The following is a 19214-nucleotide window of genomic DNA, read 5'->3' as shown; positions in this document are numbered from 1 at the left end:
GATCATCCGCGCCACGGCGCACGAGGACGGGACCACCATGGGCGACTTCAAGAGTTCGCACGACCACGGTCACCACGGCGACAAGCACCACGACGGCAAGCACGACAAGCACGAGCACCACGACAAGCACGACAAGCACGAGCACCACGACAAGCACCACGACCACGACAAGCACGACCACGACTGGAAGCACGACGACCACGACTCGTGGAAGCACGACGACCACGACTGGAAGCACGACGACCACGACTGGAAGAACTGCGACAACGAGGACCACGGGCACCAGCACCACGAGCACTCCGGGCACGACCACAGCGGCGGCGTCGTCCACTAGGGCCGCCGCCGGCAGAACCGCCGCACGAGGCGCGGGCCTCCCGCGCCGGTGACGGCCGGGGCACGCACGCGCCCCGGCCGTCCGTCACGTTCCCCGCGGGCCCTCCCCGGCCCGTTCTCGCTCGAGGAGGAGCCCGGTCGTGGCCACGCCGGAACCCGTCCGCAACCCCGTCGACGAGGCACTCGACCTGCTCGGCACGACCCTCGCCGGTGCGGAGGCCAACGACCGCGAGGACCTGGCCCGCCGGCTGCGCGCCGCCCGCGACGAGCTGACCGGAGCCACCACGGCGGGACGCCGGGTCGCCGCGATGCGTACCGCCTCGCAGGAGCTGACCCGGGCGCTCGACTCGCTCCGCTCGGACCTGCGCTATCGCCGCGCCGCCCTCGCCGATCCCGCCCGCGGCGCCCGGCTGCGCGCCGAGCTCAAGGCGCTGCGCACGCGGTCGTCCCGGCTGCGGGCCGTGTCCCGGGAGTGGTCCCAGATCCTCGGCGACGGCTTCGCGGGGCTGAGCTCCGACGTCGAGTTCTCCCTGCGCACGCGCACCCGGGCGGTGCTCACGGACACCGAGCGGGACATCGGCGAGCACGATCCGGGCAAGGAGCGGGTCGAGATCATGGGCCGGTTCCGGGAGCGGCTCGCCGCCGAGGCGGACCGGCTCCACGTGGAGCTGGACTACGGCGTGCGCGTCGTCGCGGACCGGCTGACCGAGGGCACCGAGCTGACCGAGCGGCTGCCGATGCCGCGCATCCCGATCCCGCCGGGCGCCGAGACCGTCGCGCTGATCGCCGAGCCGCCCCCGGGCGACGCCGGGCGGACCCCGATCCCGGCGCGCCTGCTCACCGTCGTCATGCCCTCGTACGGCGGGATCATGATGGCCTTCGTGCTCACCCGGTTCCTCGGCGTCGCCGTGCCGGTGTGGATGCTGGTCACGGGCGCGTGCCTGGGCGCGATCGGGCTGGGCGGCGCGGCGCTGAGCGGGGAGCGCAAGCGCGGCCTCGACCGCCGGCGGGCGGAGGTGCGCACCGCGGTCCGGACCATGGTCGACGAGTTCCAGCTGACCGTCGGCAAGCAGGCGCGGGACGCCGCGCGCTCCGCCAACGCCGAGCTGCGCCGCGCGATCACGACCGCCCTGACCCGCCGCGACGACGAGCTCGACCGCCGGCTCGGTGCCGCCGTGTCCGCCGTCGAGGGGCTGGAGAAGGTGGCCGCGGACCTCACCGACATCGACGACGACATCGCGACGATCGACGGGCTGCGCCGCCGCGCCGGCACTCTCATGCCGCAGTTCCCGCGCTGACCCCCACCAGCATCATCAGGGTGTCGGCGAGCTGGTCGATCCCCCGGTCGTCGCGCACCCAGACCGGTGCCTGCGACATCGCGGCGTGCATCGCCTGCAGGGTCGGGTCGACGGCGACCACGGTGAACTCGCCGGTCCGCAGTCCCTCCTCGACGACGGCGCGGAACACCGCGTCGTGCCGTCGGCGCAGGGCCTTGATACGCGCCCGCTGCTCCTCCGGCCAGTCGTCCGGCACCAGGAACAGACGCAGCGCGGCGGGGTACTCGCGGACGGCGATCCGGATGTGCTCGCGCAGCAGCGCCCGCAGCCGCTCGGTCGGGGTGCCGGCGGCGGGCACGGCCTCGAGACGGTCCGTCCAGTCCGTGCCCAGGGTCTCGATGGCTGCCGTGACCAGCTCGTCCTTGCTGGCGAAGTAGTAGTAGAGCGAGCCCTTCGTGACGTCCAGCCGCTCGGCGACGTCCTCGAGGCTCACCTCCCGGTAGCCCCGCTCGCCGAACAGCTCGGCAGCGGTCGTGAGGATCGCCCGCACCCGTTGCCCGCGCTTGCGCGCCACTCGCTGACTCACGCTTCACATCTTGACCCAAGAGTCAAAGTTTGTCACGGTGGTCAGCGAACGAGACGAGGGAGTCGACGTGTACGAGGACATCGTTTACGAGGTCGACGGCACCACCGCCGTGATCACCATGAACCGCCCGGCCCGGTACAACGCCTTCCGCGCGAAGACGGTCGAGGAGCTGACCAGGGCGTTCCGTGCGGCGTGGGCGGACCACGAGGTACGGGCGATCATCCTCACGGGAGCCGGCGACAAGGCGTTCTGCACCGGCGGGGACGTGAAGCAGCGTGCCGAGACCGGCGACTACGGGCCGAGCGACAGCGGCATGTTCGAGATCGGCTACCTGCACAAGCTGATCCGGGACGTGCCGAAGCCCGTGATCGCCGCCGTCAACGGGCTGGCGATCGGCGGCGGGCACGTGCTGCACGTGCTGTGCGACGTCTCGATCGCCGCCGACACCGCCCGCTTCGGCCAGAGCGGGCCCAAGGTCGGCTCGTTCGACGCCGGGTTCGGCTCCGCCTACCTCGCCCGCGTGGTGGGGGAGAAGAAGGCGCGCGAGATCTGGTTCTGGTGCCGGCAGTACTCGGCGCAGGAGGCGCTCGCCATGAACCTGGTGAACGCCGTGGTCCCGGCCGCGGACGTGCTGGACACCGCCAAGGCCTGGGCCGCCGAGGTCGCCGAGAAGAGCCCGACGGCGATCCGGGTGCTCAAGCACTCGTTCAACGCCGACACCGACCACCACGCCGGACTGTCCAACATGGCGATGTCCGCACTGGACCTCTTCGCGGTGTCGGACGAGGGCATGGAGGGCGCGCGCGCCTTCGCCGAGAAGCGCCCGCCCGAGTTCGCCAAGTACTACCGGGCCCACTGACCGTGGACTTCGCGCTCAGCGCCGAGCAGGAGTCCTTCCGGGACCGGGCCCGCGCCCTCGCCGTCGGGACGCTGCTGCCGGCCTACCGCGGGCGGGAGCGGATCGAGCCGGAGCTGCGCAAGGAGATCGGCGCCGCCGGCCTGATCGCCCCCGAGCTGCCCGCCGGGCTCGGCGGCCGCGGCACGGACCGGGTCACCTCCGGGCTCGTCACCGAGGAGATCGGGCGCGGCGACGTCTGCGTCGGGTACCTGCAGGTGGTGGGCTCGCTCGTCGGGCAGATCCTCGCGGGCAACGCCCCGGAGCTGGCCGCCGAGTGGGTTCCCCGGATCTGCTCGGGGGAGGAGGTCGTCGGCATCGGGCTGACCGAGCCGCACGCCGGGTCGGACGCCGGGGCGCCCCGGCTCACGGCCCGGCGCGACGGGCCGGACTGGGTGCTCGACGGCGTCAAGTCCCTGTCCTTCGCCGCCGACGCCGCGGCCGTGGTCGTCTTCGCCCGGACCGGGCCGTCGGCGGAGCGGGGCCGCGACGTCAGCGCGTTCCTCGTGCCGCTGGACCGGCCCGGGGTGACCCGCGAGCCGTACCCGGACGTGGGCACGACCGCGGTGGGACGGGGCGCGGCGCACCTCGACGGCGTCCGCATCCCCGCCGACCACCTGATCGGCGCCGAGGGCCACGGCTTCTCGCAGGTCATGCGGGGCTTCGACTTCAGCCGCGCGCTCATCGGCCTGCAGGTCCTCGGCTGCGCGGCGCAGACGCTCGACGAGACCTGGGAGTACGTCACCCGCCGCGAGGCCTTCGACCGTCCGTTGTCGACGAACCAGGGTGTCGCGTTCCCGCTCGCCGAGGCGGAGACCCTGCTCGACGCGGCCCGCCTGCTCTGCCTGAAGACGCTGTGGCTCAAGGATCACGACCTCCCGCACACGGCGGAGGCCGCGAAGTGCAAGTGGTGGGCGCCGAAGGTCGCCCACGACGCCATCACCCAGTGCCTGCTGCTGCACGGCCAGTACGGCTACCGCACGGAGCTGCCGATCGCGCAGCGCATGAACGACGTGCTCGGCCTGCAGATCGGCGACGGCACCGCCCAGATCATGAAGCTCGTGATCGCCCGGCAGCGGGTCGGCCGCGAGCTCGCCCCGTAAGGAGGAACAGTGTCGAGGATCGCCATCGTGACCGGCGCCGGCCGCGGGATCGGCCGGGCCATCGCCGAGCGGCTCGCCGCCGACGGTGTCACGGTCGTCGCGACCGACGTCGACGAGGCCACCGCGAAGGAGACCGGCGAGGCCGTCGGCGGGGTCGGGCTCCGCGCCGACGTGACCGACCGCGAGTCCGTGAACGCCATGGTCTCGCAGGTCCAGGGGCGGTTCGGCCGGATCGACGTCCTGGTCAACAACGCGGGCTGGGACAAGGCCGGCCCGTTCGTCGACTCCGACCCGGCCGACTGGGACACGGTCATCCGGATCAACCTCTACGGTGTCCTGCACACCTGCAAGGCCGTGCTGCCGATCATGATCGAGCAGGGCGGCGGCACGCTGGTCAACCTCGCGTCCGACGCCGGGCGGGTCGGCTCGTCCGGCGAGGCCGTGTACTCCGCGGCGAAGGGCGGGGTCATCGCCTTCACCAAGACCGTCGCGCGCGAGACGGCCCGGCACGGGATCAACGCCAACGTCGTGTGCCCGGGGCCGACCGACACCGCGCTCTTCGCGTCGATGGGCGGGGACAACCCGAAGCTGCGGGAGTCCCTGACCCGGGCGATCCCGTTCCGCCGGCTCGCCCGGCCCACCGACCTCGCCGGCGCGGTGGCCTTCTTCGCCTCGCCCGACGCCGCCTACATCACCGGCCAGACCCTCAGCGTCAGCGGCGGGCTGACCATGAGCTGAGGGGTACCCCTCCACCCGCGAGTCGGTACTTCCGGCACCGCGAGTCGGTACTTCCGGCACCGCGAGTCGGTACTTCCGGCACCGCGAGTCGGGGGCTCCGGGCGACCGGATGTGCGATGTCGGGAGATCCTGGTCAGGTCGCGGCGTGGGTGAGGCGGTGGAGCGTGACGCCGTCCTGTCCGGTCGGCCGGCTGGTCACCGTCCAGGTCCTCCGGGCGTCGGCAAGGAACTCGGGGGCCAGCGGGCGGCCGGGGTCCGTCAGCCACACCTCCCCGGCGAGCCGGGGGAGGACCGCCAGCAGCTCGACGACGTTGCGGTGCCCGTAGAGCAGGTCGGCGCCGAGTACCAGGTCGACGGGCTCCAACGCCGGATCGGACCAGCTGCGCGCGTCGGCCCGCAGCACGAGGTCGTTCAGCTCGGCACTGCGCCGGACCAGGCCGATCGCGGTCGACGACAGGTCGGTGGCGAGCACGTCGGCACCCGACCGCGCCGCCGCGAGGGCGGGCAGCCCGAGACCGCAGCCGATCTCGAGCACCCGCGTGCCGGGCGGGACCGCGGCGGCAGCGTCCGCCAACGCGATCCCGCTCGGCCAGATCTCGGCCCAGTGCGGGGGCAGCAGCTCGTCGCCGACCTCGTCGAACGGCACCTCGGCCCCGGGCGCCGGCCGCACGACGACGATCTCGCCGCCCGGCAGGGCCAGCGACTCCTGCACCACCTCGATCACGCCCCGACGTTGCCGGGCCCCGCGGCTCCCGGCAAGCCCACGATCATGTGTCCCGGAGTCGGCCGACCCGGTGACGTGAAACCGCCGACTCGCGGGGGGAGGGCGCGGCTCGCGGGTCCCTCACCTCCGCGCGGCTCTCACCTCACCTCGCCCGCCCTCGTCACGACGTGGTCGACGAAGCCGTAGGCGCGGGCCTCCTCGGCGGAGAACCAGCGGTCGCGGTCGAAGTCCTCGGTGATCCGCTCGACCGTCTGCCCGGTGTGCTCCGCGATCAGCCGGGCCACTTCCTCCTTGTTGCGCCGCAACAGCTCCGCGCGGATCCGGATGTCGGTCTCCGCGCCCCCGACCCCGGCCGAGGGCTGGTGCATCAGCACCTTCGTGTGCGGCAGGACGTACCGCTTCCCGCGCGTCCCGGCGGACAGCAGCACCTGCCCCATCGAGGCCGCCAGCCCCATCGCGTAGGTGGCGACGTCGCACGGGATGAACCGCATGGTGTCGAGGACGGCGAGCCCGTCGTGCACGGAGCCGCCGGGCGAGTTGATGTAGAGCGAGATGTCCGCCTCGGAGTCCTCGGCGGCGAGCAGCAGCATCTGGCCGGCGATGCGGTTGGCGATGTCGGCGTCGACCTCCTGCCCGAGGACGACGATCCGGTGGGTCAGCAGCCGCTCGAACACCGAGTCGGCGAGGCCGGGCGCGGAGGCGGGTGCGCTCATCCGGGCCGGGGTCAACGGAGCCGACAACGGCGTGGCGGGCAGGTGGAACGGCGGGTTCGGGGACGGGATCGGGACGGGCACGGGTGCCTCCTCGCGGGACGACGTCGCGGACCGGAACGCGGTGCGACGACGGCGGGACCTGACCCGGCCGACGCTAGGGTCGGCCGGGCCGCGGGGAACCGTGCTTCGCCCACGGCGAATCCGGGACCTGCGGTTTTCGCCCACCGTGAACGCCGTGGGGCACATCAGGCGCCTGGCGACGGATCCACGGCGACGCCCGCCTCAGACCGCGACCGGGCTCCTCCGCCGCAGCACCACGACCACGCCCAGCGCCGCACCGACGAGGACGGCCCCGGTGACCGCGAGCGTCGCGGCGTCGGGGGAGACGAGCGACTGCCCCCGCAACGCCTGCCACGTCACGACCGCGAGCAGCCCGGCGTAGGTGGCCGCGGCGACGCCGACCAACCCGGCCCGGACGTCGACGGACCGCAGCACCGCGACCCGCGCGGCCAGCAGCTCCAGCCCGAGGAGCACGAGCGGCAGCACCTGCAGCGCGTGCATCCCCACGAAGTGCGGGATCCGCAGGTCACCCGCCTCGGTGCTCCAGCCGAGCAGCGGCAGCCCGGCCCCGCCGTCGGCCAGCCCGACGGTGTGCGCCCCGGTGATCCCGGCCGCCGCGGTGGGCCCGGCGATCCCCGGCAGCGTCATCAGGACCCCCAGCCCCATCCCGACGACGGCGAGCAGCGCGCCGGCGCGGACCGCCCGGCCGCGGGCGGGATCGAGCCCACGGACCCGGTGGAGCTGGGCCGCGGCGTAGAGCGAGGCGAGCCAGACGGCGACGATGGAGACCGCCATGATCGTGAAGAGGGTCGAGTTCAGCGCGGTCGTGCGGTTGAAGTGGCTGGTGGTGCCCCGCACGACCTGCAGGACGATGATCACCAGCTCCACCCCGAGCAGCACCGCGGCGACGGTGCCGGCCCGGTGTGTCCACCGGGCCGCCCCGGGCCGGTGCTCGCGGACGAGCGCGACGAGCCAGGCCCAGGTCACGGCGTAGATCAGGGTCGAGAGGGCGAACTTGGTGGGCTTGGCCCAGATCGGCAGCCCCGTGAGCACCCGGTCGTCGGCGACGAGCCCGACGAGGCCCACGACGCTCAGGGCGGCCATGGCGACGGCGAGCACCATCAGCGGCCGGTGCCAGCCGAGGGCGCCGCGGAGGGTCAGGGACGGGACGGATCCGGTGGTGGCGGGCATGGCGTCTCCCGGGAGGGCGGTGGGAACCGTTGGGCGGACACGTGCTCCTGCGCGAGCCGGCGGAGGGCGGCGAGCAGCCGCTCGCCGAGGACCGTGCCGACCAGCGCGGTCTCCACGCGGGTCTCGGCGTCCTCGACGGCGGTGACCGTGTCGAGGTCGGCCTCGGCGATGCGTTCGGCGGCCTCGGCGTACACGTCGGCCAGGCCGGCGAGCCGGTCGCCGGTCACGCGCTGCATCGTGGCGAGGACGTCGATCGCGGCCCGGCGGGCCAGCGGGTCCGGCGAGAGCCGCCAGCCCCGCTCCGCGACGATCGCGTCGATCCGTGCGGCGGCGGCCGCGTGCAGGGGGTCGTCGACGGCCGGCGCGGGTGCGTCGGCGGCGTCGATGGTGAGGCCGAGGGTGTCGTGCAGCGGCACGGCCGGGTCGTCGATCGCGGCGAGGACGGCCCGCACCGCGGCGATCGAGAGGCCGCCGACCTCGACCAGCGACCGGACGAGCGCGAGCCTGCGGACGTGCTCCTCGCCGTACCGCGCCTGGTTCGGCGAGGTCGTGACCTCCCCGCGGGGGAGGAGCCCCTCGCGGAGGTAGTACTTGATCGTCGCGACCGGGACCCCGGTCACGCGGCTCAGCTCGGCCATGCGCATGACCGATACTTTAACTATCCGATAGCGCCGCTGTCCATTATTTCTCGAGAGCCCTGCGCAGCAGGTCGGGGATCGCGCGCTTGCCGGAGCCGTCCGCGGCGATCACGACGTAGACGGTGCGGCCCGTGCAGGTGACCTCGTCCCCGCGGCGCACCTCGAAGTGCAGGTCGAAGCTTGTGGTGCCGATCCGCCCGGCCGACACCGCGATCGCCACCGGGTCGCCCCAGCCGACGCCGGCCCGCCAGTCGATCTCCGACCGGACCAGCTGGACGTCGAACCCCGCCGCGACCAGGTCGGCGTAGGCGAGCCCGGCATGGGCGAGGAAACCGGACATTGCCTCGTCGAACCAGACCAGGTACCAGGAGTTGAAGACGACGCCCTGCTGGTCGACCTCGTGGTACCGGACGTGCCACGGATGGACGTACTCCTGCGCCGTCGCCACGCCCGGAGCCTAGGGGGATCGTTCGCGGCGGGTGATGTCGCTCCCGTCCCACCGGGCGACGGTGGCCCGACCAGCCCCGCCGAGGAGGAGCCCATGACCGAGACCGCGATCGCCGACCACGGACTCGTCGGCGACCTGCACACCTCCGCCCTGGTCAGCACCGAGGGCACGGTCGACTGGTTCTGCTGCCCGCGCGTCGACTCGCCCAGCGTGTTCGGCGCCCTGCTCGACGACGAGCGCGGCGGCCACTTCAGGCTGGCCCCCATCGACCCCCACACCTCCCGGCAGATGTACTTCCCGGACTCGGCCGTGCTGGTCACGCGCTTCTTCACCGAGTCCGGCGTCGGCGAGGTCGCCGACTTCATGCCGGTCCTGGGCCGGCACAACGGCGGGAGCCGGCTGGTCCGGATGGTGCGCTGCGTGCGGGGACGGATGCGCTTCGCGGGGCACATCGCGCCGCGCTTCGACTACGGCCGCCGCGCGCACCGGACCGAGGTCACGGAGAAGGGCGCGGTGTTCGCCACGGACGCCCTCACGTTGACCGTGCACGTCGTCCGCGAGCCGGAGGACCCGCGCATCGCCCAGGTCGAGGTCGAGGAGGGCGACGTCGGCTTCACCCTGGAGCTCGCGGCCGGCGAGCTGCGCGGGGTGGTCCTCGAGGCCGATGCCACGGACCCGCCGCGCGAGATCAGGGTCGAGGAGATCAACCGGCTCTTCGACGACACCGTGGCCTTCTGGCACACCTGGCTCTCCCGCTCCACCTACCGCGGGCGCTGGCGGGAGATGGTGAACCGGTCGGCGATCACGCTGAAGCTGCTGACCTACGACCCCTCCGGCGGGCTGGTCGCCGCCCCGACCGCGGCCCTGCCCGAGCAGGTCGGCGGCGAGCGCAACTGGGACTACCGCTACACCTGGGTGCGCGATGCGTCGTTCTCGGTGTTCTCCCTGCTCAAGATGGGCTTCGTCGACGAGGCCTCGCGGTTCGGCGGGTGGCTCGGGGACCGGGTGCGCGAGCGCATCGGCGGCGAGGGCGGCCCGCTCAACATCATGTACCGGGTCGACGGCTCCTCGGACCTGAAGGAGGAGATCCTCGAGCACTGGTCCGGGTACCGCGGCTCGTCCCCCGTCCGGATCGGCAACGGCGCGGCCGACCAGCTCCAGCTCGACATCTACGGCGAGGCCGCGGACAGCATCGCGGCGCTGGACCGGGCCGGGCTCCGTGCCCCGCACCGCGGGTGGACGGCGATGGTGGAGGTCCTCGACTGGCTCTGCGAGCACTGGGACCAGCCGGAGGAGGGGATCTGGGAGACCCGCGGCGGCCGGCAGTCCTTCACCTACGGCCGCGTGATGGGCTGGGTCGCGCTCGACCGCGGGATCCGGCAGGCGATCGAGACCGGCCGGCCCGCGCCGCTGGAGCGCTGGCGCGAGGAACGGGACCGGATCTACCGCCAGGTCATGGAGCGCGGCTGGAACGCCCGCCGCGGCGCGTTCGTGCAGCACTACGACACGGAGGTCCTCGACTCCTCCCTGCTGCGCATGGCGACCGTCGGCTTCATCACGCCGGAGGATCCGATGTGGACCTCGACGCTCGACGCGATGGAGGCCGAGCTGGTCACCGACAGCCTGGTGTACCGCTACGACCCGGCCGCCTCGCCGGACGGGCTGCGCGGCTCCGAGGGCACGTTCTCCCTGTGCTCCTTCGCCTGGGTCGACGCGCTCGCCCGGGCGGGCCGGCTCGACCAGGCGCGACAGGCGTTCGAGAAGATGCTGACCTACGCCAACCACTTGGGCCTCTACTCCGAGGAGATCGCCCTCACCGGTGAGCAGATCGGCAACTTCCCGCAGGCGTTCACCCATCTCGCGCTGATCGACGCGGCCACCACGCTCGACGCAGCGCTGGACCGCCGGCGCTGAGGGGAGGACACCGTGTGCCTGTTCGTCGGGCTGCTGCTGTTCGGACCGCGGATCGTCGACGTGCTGTGGTGGCTCGTCGACCCCGTCCGCTGGAACGCGACCTTCGACAACGTCCTGTGGCCGATCCTCGGCATCGTGCTCCTGCCGCTCACGACGCTGGTCTACGTCCTCGTCGCGCCCGGCGGGCTCCACGGGTTCGACGCCGTCTGGCTGGCCATCGCGCTCCTGATCGACCTGTCGGGGTACGCGGGCAGCCGGCGCTACGGCCGGCGGGGGAGGGTGAGGGCCTGACGGGATCACCTGCGCGAGGTGATGCGACCGGCCGGCGGGGCCGGACGATGGACGACGCCTGGGGGAGGTGCGGTCGCCGCGTGGGACGGCCGCACCGGGAGGGGGTTCCACGTGCTGCTCGTCCTGCTGCCGGTCGCGCTCGGCCTGCCGGTGCTGCTCATGCTGGCCGTCCTGTTGCTCGCCCGGCTCGAGGCGGCCCTGCTCGTCCCGGCGCCGCGCCGGCCCGCGCCCGGCGCGGCGCGGAACCCGCGCTCACGGGCGGCGGCGGTCGCGAGGCCGCGGGCCCGGCCCGCCCGGGTGGTCCCGCGCCCGGCGTCCGGCCCGGCGCCCGGCCCGACGCTGCCCTCCTGCCGGACGGCCCGCCCGCGCGTCCGGCGGTCCTGAGGCCGGTCCCGACGCCGGTCCGTCACTCGTCCTTCGTCGTGGCCCGCTGCACGGCACCGAGCAGCAGCTTCGCCACCACGCCGACGGCGAGCAGCCCGGTGACCATCTGCGTCGTCACGATGATCCGGGCGACCTGCGTGACGGGCGTGATGTCGCCGAAGCCGACCGTCGCGAACACGGTCACGGTGAAGTACAGCGCGTCCGTGCGGCCGAGGTTCTGCGTGAACGACGCGGGCGCGGCGGTCGACATCACCGTGTAGACCGACGAGTAGAGCAGCAGGAGCGCGGGCAGGCCGATCATCGCCGTCTCGGCCGCGCGCAGCCGGGGTACGTCGGACCGGATGATGGCCTGGGTCTGCCACACGACGGCGAGGGCGAGCGCGACGAGGCCGGCCACGAACCAGAACAGGGTGCCGGGATTGATCCCCCGGTCGAGCGGTGCCTTGAAGTAGACGACGACCAGCAGCGCGGTGGTGAGCACCGAGCGGACCAGCGAGGCCGCGGCCTGGCGCCGCCGGGACCCGCGGCGCTCCGGGCGGCCGTTCATCCGCCGTGCCCGGCCGGTCGCCCCACGCCTCCCACCCGTGCCTCCCTCCCACACGAGCGGCCAGTCTCGCCCCGGATCCGGGGCGGCGGGTCACCCGCCGGAGGTGGCCCCGGTCTGCGTCGAGCGCCGCGCGGGCGGGTGCTCGGCGCGCTCCCGGATCGTCCGGTTCACCGCGCGCCCGAACGCCGTGACCACGCCCTGCACCGTGACCGGCTTGAGCCGGGAGAGCGCCGCGGCCAGCCGGGACCGCTGCGCGGCCGGGCGCCCCGCGTCCCGGTAGGGCTGCAGGACCTCCTCCTGGAACAGCGTCATCAGGTCGTCGGCGAGCGCGGAGGTGTGCCGGTCGATGACCTCGCGGGAGCGGCGCCAGAAATCAGCCGGCAGCCCGAAGTCCAGGGCGTCGAGTCCCGCGCCGAGCGCGATCGGGCCCTGTACCCGGTAGCGGTCCCCGTCCACGGGTTCGACGGCGCCGTACGCGACGAGCTTGTCGACGGCGCCCTCGTCGAGCCGCCGCCCGGCCCGTGCCTCCAGCCCGGCGTGGTCGACCTCGTCGAGCTGCTCGGGCGCCCATGGTGTGAGCAGCGCGAGCTGCAGCGCGAGCTCCTCCGGCCCCGCCGACTGGGGGAGCCGCTCGAGGTGCCGTTCGATCGCCGTCAGAGTGAACCCGAGGTCGGAGAGCTCGGCGACCAGGAGCAGCCGGGCCACGTGGTCCGGCCCGTACAGCCCGGTGCGGCCGCGCAGCTGCGGCGGGGGGAGGAGCCCGCGACCTGCGTAGTAGCGGATCGTCCGCACCGTGGTGCCGGTGCGGGCGGCCAGCTGGTCGACCGTGAGGAGCTCGGGATCGGGTCCCGTAGGCGCTGGTGCTGCCATGGCGGCAGATTACGGCACGGGTTGACCCATGTGACAGTCCTGCTGTAACAATTCTGCTGTCACGATCGGACGCGGGGCGGCGCCGCCGCCTGCGCTCCGGGCAGACTTCTTCACGAGAGGGTTCGCATGAGCGAGACCGCCCCATCGATCCCACAGGCGTACGTCTACGACGCGATCCGGACCCCGCGGGGACGCGGGAAGGCCTCCGGCTCCCTGCACGAGGTCAAGCCGGTCTCCCTGGTCATCGGCCTGATCCAGGAGCTCCGGGCCCGGTACCCGGAGCTGGACCCGAACGTCGTCGACGACGTCGTGCTCGGCGTCGTCTCCCCGATCGGCGACCAGGGCGGGGACATCGCCAAGACCGCCGCGATCGCCGCCGGGCTGCCGCACACCGTCGCCGGCGTGCAGCTCAACCGGTTCTGCGCGTCCGGCCTGGAGGCGGTGAACACCGCCGCGCAGAAGATCCGCTCGGGCATGGAGGAGATGGTCCTCGCGGGCGGCGTCGAGGCGATGAGCCGCGTGCCGATGGGCTCGGACGGCGGCGCCTGGGCCATGGACCCGGACACCAGCTACACCACCGGCTTCGTGCCCCAGGGCATCGGCGCCGACCTGATCGCGACGATCGAGGGCTTCTCCCGCGAGGACGTCGACACGTTCGCGGTGGAGTCGCAGGCGCGGGCGGCCAAGGCCTGGGCCAACGGTTACTTCGCCAAGTCCGTCGTGCCGGTCAAGGACCGCAACGGCCTCACCGTCCTCGACCACGACGAGTTCATCCGCGCCGGCGCGACGCTGGAGAGCCTGGCCGGGCTCAAGCCGTCGTTCGAGATGATGGGGCAGGAGGGTGGCTTCGACGCCGTCGCGCTCCAGCGCTACCACTGGGTCGAGAAGATCGACCACGTGCACCACGCCGGGAACAGCTCCGGCATCGTCGACGGCGCGTCGCTCTGCCTGATCGGCACCGAGGCGGCCGGCAGGGCCGCGGGCCTCACCCCGCGCGCCCGGATCGTCTCCACCGCGCTCTCCGGCGCCGACCCGACGATCATGCTCACCGGGCCCGCCCCGGCCAGCCGCAAGGCGCTCGCCAAGGCCGGTCTCACGGTCGACGACATCGACCTGTTCGAGATCAACGAGGCGTTCGCCGCCGTGGCCCTGCGCTACATGCGGGACATGGGGATCCCGCACGACAAGACCAACGTCAACGGCGGCGCCATCGCCATGGGCCACCCGCTGGGCGCCACCGGCGCCATGATCCTCGGCACCCTGCTCGACGAGCTGGAGCGCCGGGACCTGCAGCGCGGCCTCGCCACGCTGTGCGTGGGCGGCGGCATGGGCATCGCGACCATCATCGAGCGGGTCTGAGAGGGATTCCGGTGACCGAGAAGGCAGTGCGCTGGGAGTCCGACGCCGACGGCGTCGCGATCGTCACCCTCGACGACCCGAACGCCAGCGCGAACACGATGAACGACGCCTACAAGCAGGCGATGGGCGAGGTGATCACCGAGCTCGAGGCCGCGAGGGACGACATCACCGGCGTCGTGATCACCTCGGCGAAGAAGACCTTCTTCGCGGGCGGCAACCTCGACGACCTGCTCGCCGCCGGCCCCGGCGACGGCCCGGCGGTGTTCGAGAACGTCACCGAGGTCAAGGCGCAGCTGCGCCGCCTGGAGAAGCTCGGCCGGCCTGTCGTCGCCGCGATGAACGGCACCGCGCTCGGCGGAGGCCTGGAGATCGGGCTGGCCTGCCACCACCGGATCGGGCTCGACGCGAAGGGCGTGGTCTACGGCCTGCCCGAGGTCACCCTGGGCCTGTTGCCGGGTGGCGGCGGCGTCACCCGCATCACCCGGCTGCTCGGCATCGCCAACGGGTTCATGAACGTGCTCGCGCAGGGCCAGCGGCTCACGCCGGAGAAGGCCCTCGAGCTCGGCGTGATCCACGAGCTCGCCGCCTCGAAGGAGGAGGCGATCACCAAGGCCAAGGCCTGGATCGCCGCGAACCCCGAGGCGACGCAGCCGTGGGACACCCCCGGCTACAAGATCCCGGGCGGCACCCCGTCGAACCCGAAGCTCGCCGCGATCCTGCCGGCCTTCCCGGCGAACCTGCGCAAGCAGCTCAAGGGCGCGCCGATGCCGGCCCCGCGCAACATCCTGTCCGCGGCCGTCGAGGGCGCCCAGGTGGACTTCGACACCGCGCTGCGGATCGAGAGCCGCTACTTCGTGGACCTGGTCGTCGGCCAGACGTCGAAGAACATGATCAAGGCGTTCTTCTTCGACCTCAACGCGATCAACGGCGGCAAGTCCCGTCCCGACGGGGTCGACAAGTACACGCCGCGCAAGGTCGCCGTGCTCGGCGCCGGGATGATGGGCGCGGGCATCGCCTACGTCTGCGCCCAGGCCGGCTGGGAGGTCGTGCTCAAGGACGTCTCGCTGGAGGCGGCCGAGAAGGGCAAGGGCTACTCCGAGGGCCTGGTCGCGAAGGGCGTCAAGCGCGGCAAGGTGACCCTGGAGAAGGGTGAGGCGCTGCTCCAGCGCATCACCCCGACCGCCGACTACAACGACCTCGCGGGCTGCGACATCGTCATCGAGGCCGTGTTCGAGTCGGTGGAGCTCAAGCAGGAGGTCTTCCGCGAGGCCATGAAGGTGGTCGAGCCGGACGCGCTGCTCTGCTCGAACACCTCCACGCTGCCGATCACCGAGCTGGCGGCGGGCATCGACCGGCCGGGCGACTTCATCGGCCTGCACTTCTTCTCGCCGGTGGACAAGATGCCGCTGGTCGAGATCATCAAGGGCGAGCGGACCTCCGACGCCACGCTGGCCAAGGCGTTCGACGTCACCCTCGGGATCCGCAAGACCCCGATCGTCGTCAACGACTCGCGCGGCTTCTTCACCAGCCGGGTGATCGGGACGTTCGTCAACGAGGGCATCTCGATGCTCGCCGAGGGCATCGACCCGCAGACGATCGAGCAGGCGTCGGCCCAGGCCGGCTACCCCGCGCCGGTCCTGCAGCTGATGGACGAGCTCACCCTCACCCTGCCGCAGAAGATCCGCAAGGAGACGCAGGCAGCCGCCGGCGACTCCTGGGTCCCGCACCCGGCCGACGAGATCGTGGACCGCATGGTCGACGAGTTCGGCCGCAAGGGGAAGAGCTCGGGCGCCGGGTTCTACGAGTACGCCGAGGGCAGGCGGGTCCGGCTGTGGCCGGGCCTGCGCGAGCGGTTCGGGGCCACGAACCACGACGTGGACCTGCAGGAGCTGTCCGAGCGCATGCTGGTGATCGAGTCGCTCGAGACGGTGCGCTGCTTCGACGAGGGCGTGCTCGAGACCGTGCCCGACGCCAACATCGGCTCGATCTTCGGCATCGGCTTCCCGGCCTGGACCGGCGGCGTGATGCAGTACATCGAGGGCTACCCGGGCGGGGTCGCCGGCTTCGTGAAGCGGGCGGACGAGTTCGCGGCCAAGTACGGCCCGCGCTTCGAGGTCCCGGAGTCCCTGCGCAAGCGCGCCCAGGAGGCGGTGGCCGCGGCCTGATCGCGCCATAGTCAGAAGCACGGCGAACGGCACTTTCGCTCACATCTGGTGAGCGGAAGTGCCGTTCGCGCATCACGGCTCAGCTTATTTTCAGGCAAATCGGGCACCCTGGATCCGTGGCCGACTGGGTGTTCTCGATCGTCGACCGTCTCGGAGCCGCCGGGGTGGGGCTCCTGATCTTCCTCGAGAACGTGATCCCGCCGATCCCGTCGGAGGTGATCCTGCCGCTCGCGGGCTTCCGCGCCCGGGTCGGCGCGATCGACGCCCTGTGGGTCTGGCCGGCCGCGACCGCGGGCTCCGTCGCCGGGGCGCTGGTGCTCTACGGCCTGGGCGCCTGGCTGGGCTACGAGCGGCTCTACGAGCTGGCCGGCAAGCGCTGGTTCGTGCTGTCCAGCCGCAAGGACCTCGAGCGCGGGTACTCGCTGTTCGCCAAGCGCGGCGGCGCGATCGTGCTGCTCGCGCGGTGCGTGCCGCTGATCCGCAGCGTCGTCTCCATCCCCGCCGGGCTCGCCCGGATGCCGCTCTGGCGGTTCACCCTGCTCACGGCCATCGGCAGCGGGGTGTGGAACGCCGTGTTCCTCGGCCTGGGCTGGCTGCTGGGGGAGAACTGGGAGCGGGTCGAGGGCTATCTCGCGCCCGTCTCCACGGTCATGCTCGTCCTCTGCGTCCTGGGGCTCGGGTGGCTGGTCGTGCGCCGCCTGCGGGGCCGGAACCGGCGAGGTGGCGCACACCGCGCCCGATGAGGTTGCCCCCGCGGGCCGGACGGGCGACGATCGCTCACCGGCGGACGGCGGAGGGGTGTGCGGTGACCACGGAGCAGGACTGGGCGGAGGACCGGCGGCGCTTCGCCTCCCCCGACGACCGGACCGTCGGGCCGCTGGCCGGCGAGTTCGTGGCACTGGCCTCCGCCCTGCTCGAGGCGGGCACCGTGGCGGACGTGCTGGACCGGGTGATCCGGTCGGCGAAGGCCGTCGTCCCCGGGGCCGACCTGGTGAGCGTCACGCTGCGCGACCCGGAGCGCGGCTTCCACACGCCCGTCGAGACCGAGGAGCTGGCCACCCGGCTCGACAGGCTGCAGTACCGGCTCGACGAGGGGCCCTGCGTGGCCGCCACCCGGCGCGAGGGGATGGGCCTGGTGCACGTGGCCGACCTCGCCGACTCGCCCGAGTTCCCGCGGTGGGGCCCGGCCGCGGCCGCGCTCGGCGTGCGCTCGGTGCTGGCCGTGGGCCTGTTCCCCGAGGGCGACGCCCCGCGGATGGGTGCGCTGAACCTCTACTCGCGGGACGTCGGCGGGCTGGACGTGGCCGAGCGGGACGTGGCGCTGGTGCTGGCCGCGCACGCATCGACCGCGCTGGCCGCCACCCAGGCCTGTGCGGCGGCGGACCTGGAGGTCGCGCAGCTGCGCCGGGCGCTGGAGAGCCGGGACGTGATCGGCCAGGCCAAGGGGATCCTGATGGAGCGCCGCGGCATCTCCGCCGAGGAGGCCTTCGACGTCCTGCGGCGCACCTCCCAGTCGCTCAACGTCAAGCTCGCGCAGGTCGCCGAGACGCTCGCCAGCCGCCGGTCCGAGCTGTGAACCGGGCCGTCACCAGCAAATAGCCCAGCACCACGGCCGCCGACCAGGCCAGCGGCTCGACCACCCCGGCGTCGAAGCCGCGGGCCGCGAGGCCGAGCAGGCCCGTGGCGCAGAGCGCCGTGCCGGTCCAGAGGGCGGGCCCGGGCGCCGGGTGGCGCGCCGACCGCGTCTCCAGGCGGCCGGCGAGGCGGACCAGCCCGCACAGCACCGCCAGCAGCGCGGCCACCCACAGCGGGGCGCCGAGCAGCCAGCCGGTGCTCCACGGCTCCGGAGTGGACCGGCCGAGGGCGAGGGTGGACACGCCCAGGACCGCGACCAGCGCGGACATGTGCCAGAGGAACACCGTCATGGTGCGCGGGGCGAGCAGCGCCAGCGCCCCGGCGACCCGGGGCGCGGCCGCGGCGCGGACCAGCAGTGGGCGCAGCGCGAGCAGGGCGCCGAGCTGGAAGACGGCCAGGGTGACCAGGCACAGGGTCGGCGGGCTCATGTTCGACACGGGCGCGCCGGGCATCCCGATCATGCTGGCCGGGTAGGGGCCCGCGAGGACCAGCGCGGCGGTGGCGGCGAGCCCGGCGGCACCGACCCCGGCGGCCCGCACCCCGGTCAGCCCAGCGAACCGGCCCTCCGCGTAGGCGATGCCGAGCTGGTGCACGGCGACCCAGACCAGGACCGCGTTGACGAACCCGACGACGGGCACCCCGGCGAAGCGCAGAGCGTCGACCGCGGCGGCGCCCACCACCAGCGGCACCAGCACGGCGTGCCCGAGCCGGGCGTGCGCGGCGACCATCAGCGGCGTCAGTGCGACAAGGACCAGCTGCACCACGAGGAACCACAGCAGCTGCGGCACCACCCCGGCGGCGAAGTCCACCGGCTGGGCAGGCAGCCCGGCCGCGATGAGCAGCGCCGGCAGCGGCACCCACACCGCGAGCAGCGCGAACACCGGCAGCACCAGGCGTTGCACCCGCGCAGCGACCCACGCCTGCGGCACCGGCCGGCGGCGCAACGACAGCGCCCCGGCCGCGCCCGCCGCGAAGAAGACCAGGGGCATGACCTGGCCGATCCACGTCCAGACCCACGCGCCCGGCGCCGCCAGGGCGTTGCCCGCGCGCACCTCGGCGCCGTCCCAGCTCACCACCGGCATGAGCCAGTGCTGCAGCACCACCAGCGCTATCGCGCCGCTGCGCACCAGGTCGAGCAGCACGTCCCGACCCGAATCCCCGCGTCCGGACGCCGTGCTCCGGCGCCCCTCGATGACGGCCATCGGTCCCCCTTCGTCCGTCACCGAGCCTCGCCGGATCGGGCCGCATGATCAGCGGGGTCAGCCGGTCTCTTCCGCGACGGCCCACCCGGTCCTCCGGGGTGGGGGTAGCCCCACCACCGGGCGTTCCCGACGGAGGCACGG

21 protein-coding genes are annotated in these 19214 nt (G+C 73.3%); 12 read left to right on the top strand and 9 right to left on the bottom strand.

What is annotated here, in order from left to right:
- Nucleotides 1-37: 37 nt before the first annotated feature.
- Nucleotides 38-334 (top strand): hypothetical protein, encoded by a 297-nt coding sequence (locus tag AB0B41_RS09425; RefSeq protein ID WP_358200857.1) that lies wholly within the window; start codon nucleotides 38-40, stop codon nucleotides 332-334.
- A 139-nt stretch (nucleotides 335-473) separates the two neighbouring features.
- A complete protein-coding gene (locus tag AB0B41_RS09420; protein ID WP_358200855.1) occupies nucleotides 474-1631 on the top strand; it encodes a hypothetical protein in 1158 nt (385 codons plus the stop codon).
- Here the strand turns inward: AB0B41_RS09420 and AB0B41_RS09415 are convergent.
- Nucleotides 1609-2196 (bottom strand): TetR/AcrR family transcriptional regulator, encoded by a 588-nt coding sequence (locus tag AB0B41_RS09415; RefSeq protein WP_358200853.1) that lies wholly within the window; start codon nucleotides 2194-2196, stop codon nucleotides 1609-1611. The genes AB0B41_RS09420 and AB0B41_RS09415 overlap by 23 nt on opposite strands.
- 67 nt (nucleotides 2197-2263) lie before the next feature.
- On the opposite strand from AB0B41_RS09415, the gene AB0B41_RS09410 reads away from it, so the two are divergent.
- Genes AB0B41_RS09410 through AB0B41_RS09400 form a run of 3 tightly spaced genes read left to right on the top strand, consistent with a single transcriptional unit; the run spans nucleotide 2264 to nucleotide 4932 of the window.
- Entirely contained in the window at nucleotides 2264-3055 is a 792-nt protein-coding gene (locus tag AB0B41_RS09410; RefSeq protein ID WP_358200851.1) for an enoyl-CoA hydratase-related protein, read from the top strand.
- A 2-nt stretch (nucleotides 3056-3057) separates the two neighbouring features.
- Nucleotides 3058-4194, top strand: coding sequence for an acyl-CoA dehydrogenase family protein (locus AB0B41_RS09405; RefSeq protein ID WP_358200849.1), 1137 nt, complete (start codon nucleotides 3058-3060; stop codon nucleotides 4192-4194).
- Nucleotides 4195-4203: 9 nt separating this feature from the next.
- The gene (locus AB0B41_RS09400) at nucleotides 4204-4932 is read left to right on the top strand and encodes an SDR family oxidoreductase (RefSeq protein ID WP_358200847.1); all 729 of its coding nucleotides are present in this window, start codon (nucleotides 4204-4206) and stop codon (nucleotides 4930-4932) included.
- Nucleotides 4933-5065: 133 nt separating this feature from the next.
- On the opposite strand, the gene AB0B41_RS09395 is transcribed toward AB0B41_RS09400, so the two are convergent.
- The 5 genes from AB0B41_RS09395 to AB0B41_RS09375 all read right to left on the bottom strand — a co-directional run bounded on the left by AB0B41_RS09395 (nucleotide 5066) and on the right by AB0B41_RS09375 (nucleotide 8706).
- Entirely contained in the window at nucleotides 5066-5656 is a 591-nt protein-coding gene (locus AB0B41_RS09395) for a methyltransferase domain-containing protein (protein WP_358200845.1), read from the bottom strand.
- Nucleotides 5657-5793: 137 nt separating this feature from the next.
- Nucleotides 5794-6369, bottom strand: a complete 576-nt coding sequence (locus AB0B41_RS09390) for an ATP-dependent Clp protease proteolytic subunit (protein WP_358200966.1) — start codon at nucleotides 6367-6369, stop codon at nucleotides 5794-5796.
- 282 nt (nucleotides 6370-6651) lie between these two features.
- Nucleotides 6652-7620 carry a hypothetical protein gene (locus AB0B41_RS09385; RefSeq protein ID WP_358200843.1) on the bottom strand — a complete coding sequence of 323 codons (969 nt, stop codon included), beginning with the start codon at nucleotides 7618-7620 and terminating at the stop codon, nucleotides 6652-6654.
- A complete protein-coding gene (locus tag AB0B41_RS09380) occupies nucleotides 7587-8264 on the bottom strand; it encodes a MerR family transcriptional regulator (protein ID WP_358200841.1) in 678 nt (225 codons plus the stop codon). Before AB0B41_RS09380 ends, AB0B41_RS09385 begins: the two co-directional genes overlap by 34 nt.
- Nucleotides 8265-8301: 37 nt before the next feature.
- Nucleotides 8302-8706 carry a thioesterase family protein gene (locus AB0B41_RS09375; protein WP_358200839.1) on the bottom strand — a complete coding sequence of 135 codons (405 nt, stop codon included), beginning with the start codon at nucleotides 8704-8706 and terminating at the stop codon, nucleotides 8302-8304.
- A 93-nt stretch (nucleotides 8707-8799) separates the two neighbouring features.
- Between AB0B41_RS09375 and AB0B41_RS09370 the strand changes: the two genes are divergently transcribed.
- From AB0B41_RS09370 to AB0B41_RS09360, 3 genes are all read left to right on the top strand, one after another.
- Nucleotides 8800-10620, top strand: a complete 1821-nt coding sequence (locus AB0B41_RS09370; protein ID WP_358200836.1) for a glycoside hydrolase family 15 protein — start codon at nucleotides 8800-8802, stop codon at nucleotides 10618-10620.
- Nucleotides 10621-10632: 12 nt separating this feature from the next.
- A complete protein-coding gene (locus AB0B41_RS09365; RefSeq protein ID WP_358200834.1) occupies nucleotides 10633-10911 on the top strand; it encodes a hypothetical protein in 279 nt (92 codons plus the stop codon).
- Nucleotides 10912-11022: 111 nt separating this feature from the next.
- Entirely contained in the window at nucleotides 11023-11295 is a 273-nt protein-coding gene (locus AB0B41_RS09360) for a hypothetical protein (RefSeq protein ID WP_358200832.1), read from the top strand.
- Nucleotides 11296-11317: 22 nt separating this feature from the next.
- Here the strand turns inward: AB0B41_RS09360 and AB0B41_RS09355 are convergent, their stop codons facing one another.
- Together AB0B41_RS09355 and AB0B41_RS09350 are read right to left on the bottom strand one after the other, a co-directional pair.
- On the bottom strand, nucleotides 11318-11842 hold the full coding sequence (locus tag AB0B41_RS09355; protein WP_358200830.1) for a potassium channel family protein: 525 nt from the start codon (nucleotides 11840-11842) through the stop codon (nucleotides 11318-11320).
- Nucleotides 11843-11932: 90 nt separating this feature from the next.
- Nucleotides 11933-12712 carry a MerR family transcriptional regulator gene (locus tag AB0B41_RS09350; protein ID WP_358200828.1) on the bottom strand — a complete coding sequence of 260 codons (780 nt, stop codon included), beginning with the start codon at nucleotides 12710-12712 and terminating at the stop codon, nucleotides 11933-11935.
- A 126-nt stretch (nucleotides 12713-12838) separates the two neighbouring features.
- On the opposite strand from AB0B41_RS09350, the gene AB0B41_RS09345 reads away from it, so the two are divergent.
- From AB0B41_RS09345 to AB0B41_RS09330, 4 genes are all read left to right on the top strand, one after another.
- Nucleotides 12839-14071, top strand: coding sequence for an acetyl-CoA C-acetyltransferase (locus tag AB0B41_RS09345; RefSeq protein ID WP_358200826.1), 1233 nt, complete (start codon nucleotides 12839-12841; stop codon nucleotides 14069-14071).
- An 11-nt stretch (nucleotides 14072-14082) separates the two neighbouring features.
- A complete protein-coding gene (locus AB0B41_RS09340; protein ID WP_358200824.1) occupies nucleotides 14083-16236 on the top strand; it encodes a 3-hydroxyacyl-CoA dehydrogenase NAD-binding domain-containing protein in 2154 nt (717 codons plus the stop codon).
- 116 nt (nucleotides 16237-16352) lie between these two features.
- Nucleotides 16353-16979 carry a DedA family protein gene (locus tag AB0B41_RS09335; protein ID WP_358200822.1) on the top strand — a complete coding sequence of 209 codons (627 nt, stop codon included), beginning with the start codon at nucleotides 16353-16355 and terminating at the stop codon, nucleotides 16977-16979.
- A 62-nt stretch (nucleotides 16980-17041) separates the two neighbouring features.
- Complete coding sequence (locus tag AB0B41_RS09330) at nucleotides 17042-17812, top strand: ANTAR domain-containing protein (RefSeq protein WP_358200820.1); 771 nt, start codon at nucleotides 17042-17044, stop codon at nucleotides 17810-17812.
- Here the strand turns inward: AB0B41_RS09330 and AB0B41_RS09325 are convergent.
- Nucleotides 17760-19073, bottom strand: a complete 1314-nt coding sequence (locus AB0B41_RS09325) for an acyltransferase family protein (protein WP_358200818.1) — start codon at nucleotides 19071-19073, stop codon at nucleotides 17760-17762. The genes AB0B41_RS09330 and AB0B41_RS09325 overlap by 53 nt on opposite strands.
- Nucleotides 19074-19214 lie beyond the last annotated feature (141 nt).

It is taken from the genome of Pseudonocardia sp. NPDC049154, from assembly GCF_040648315.1.
Classification (GTDB): domain Bacteria; phylum Actinomycetota; class Actinomycetes; order Mycobacteriales; family Pseudonocardiaceae; genus Pseudonocardia.
Note: the sequence above shows the minus strand (reverse complement) of the source record. Positions and strands in the feature narration are given on the sequence as shown.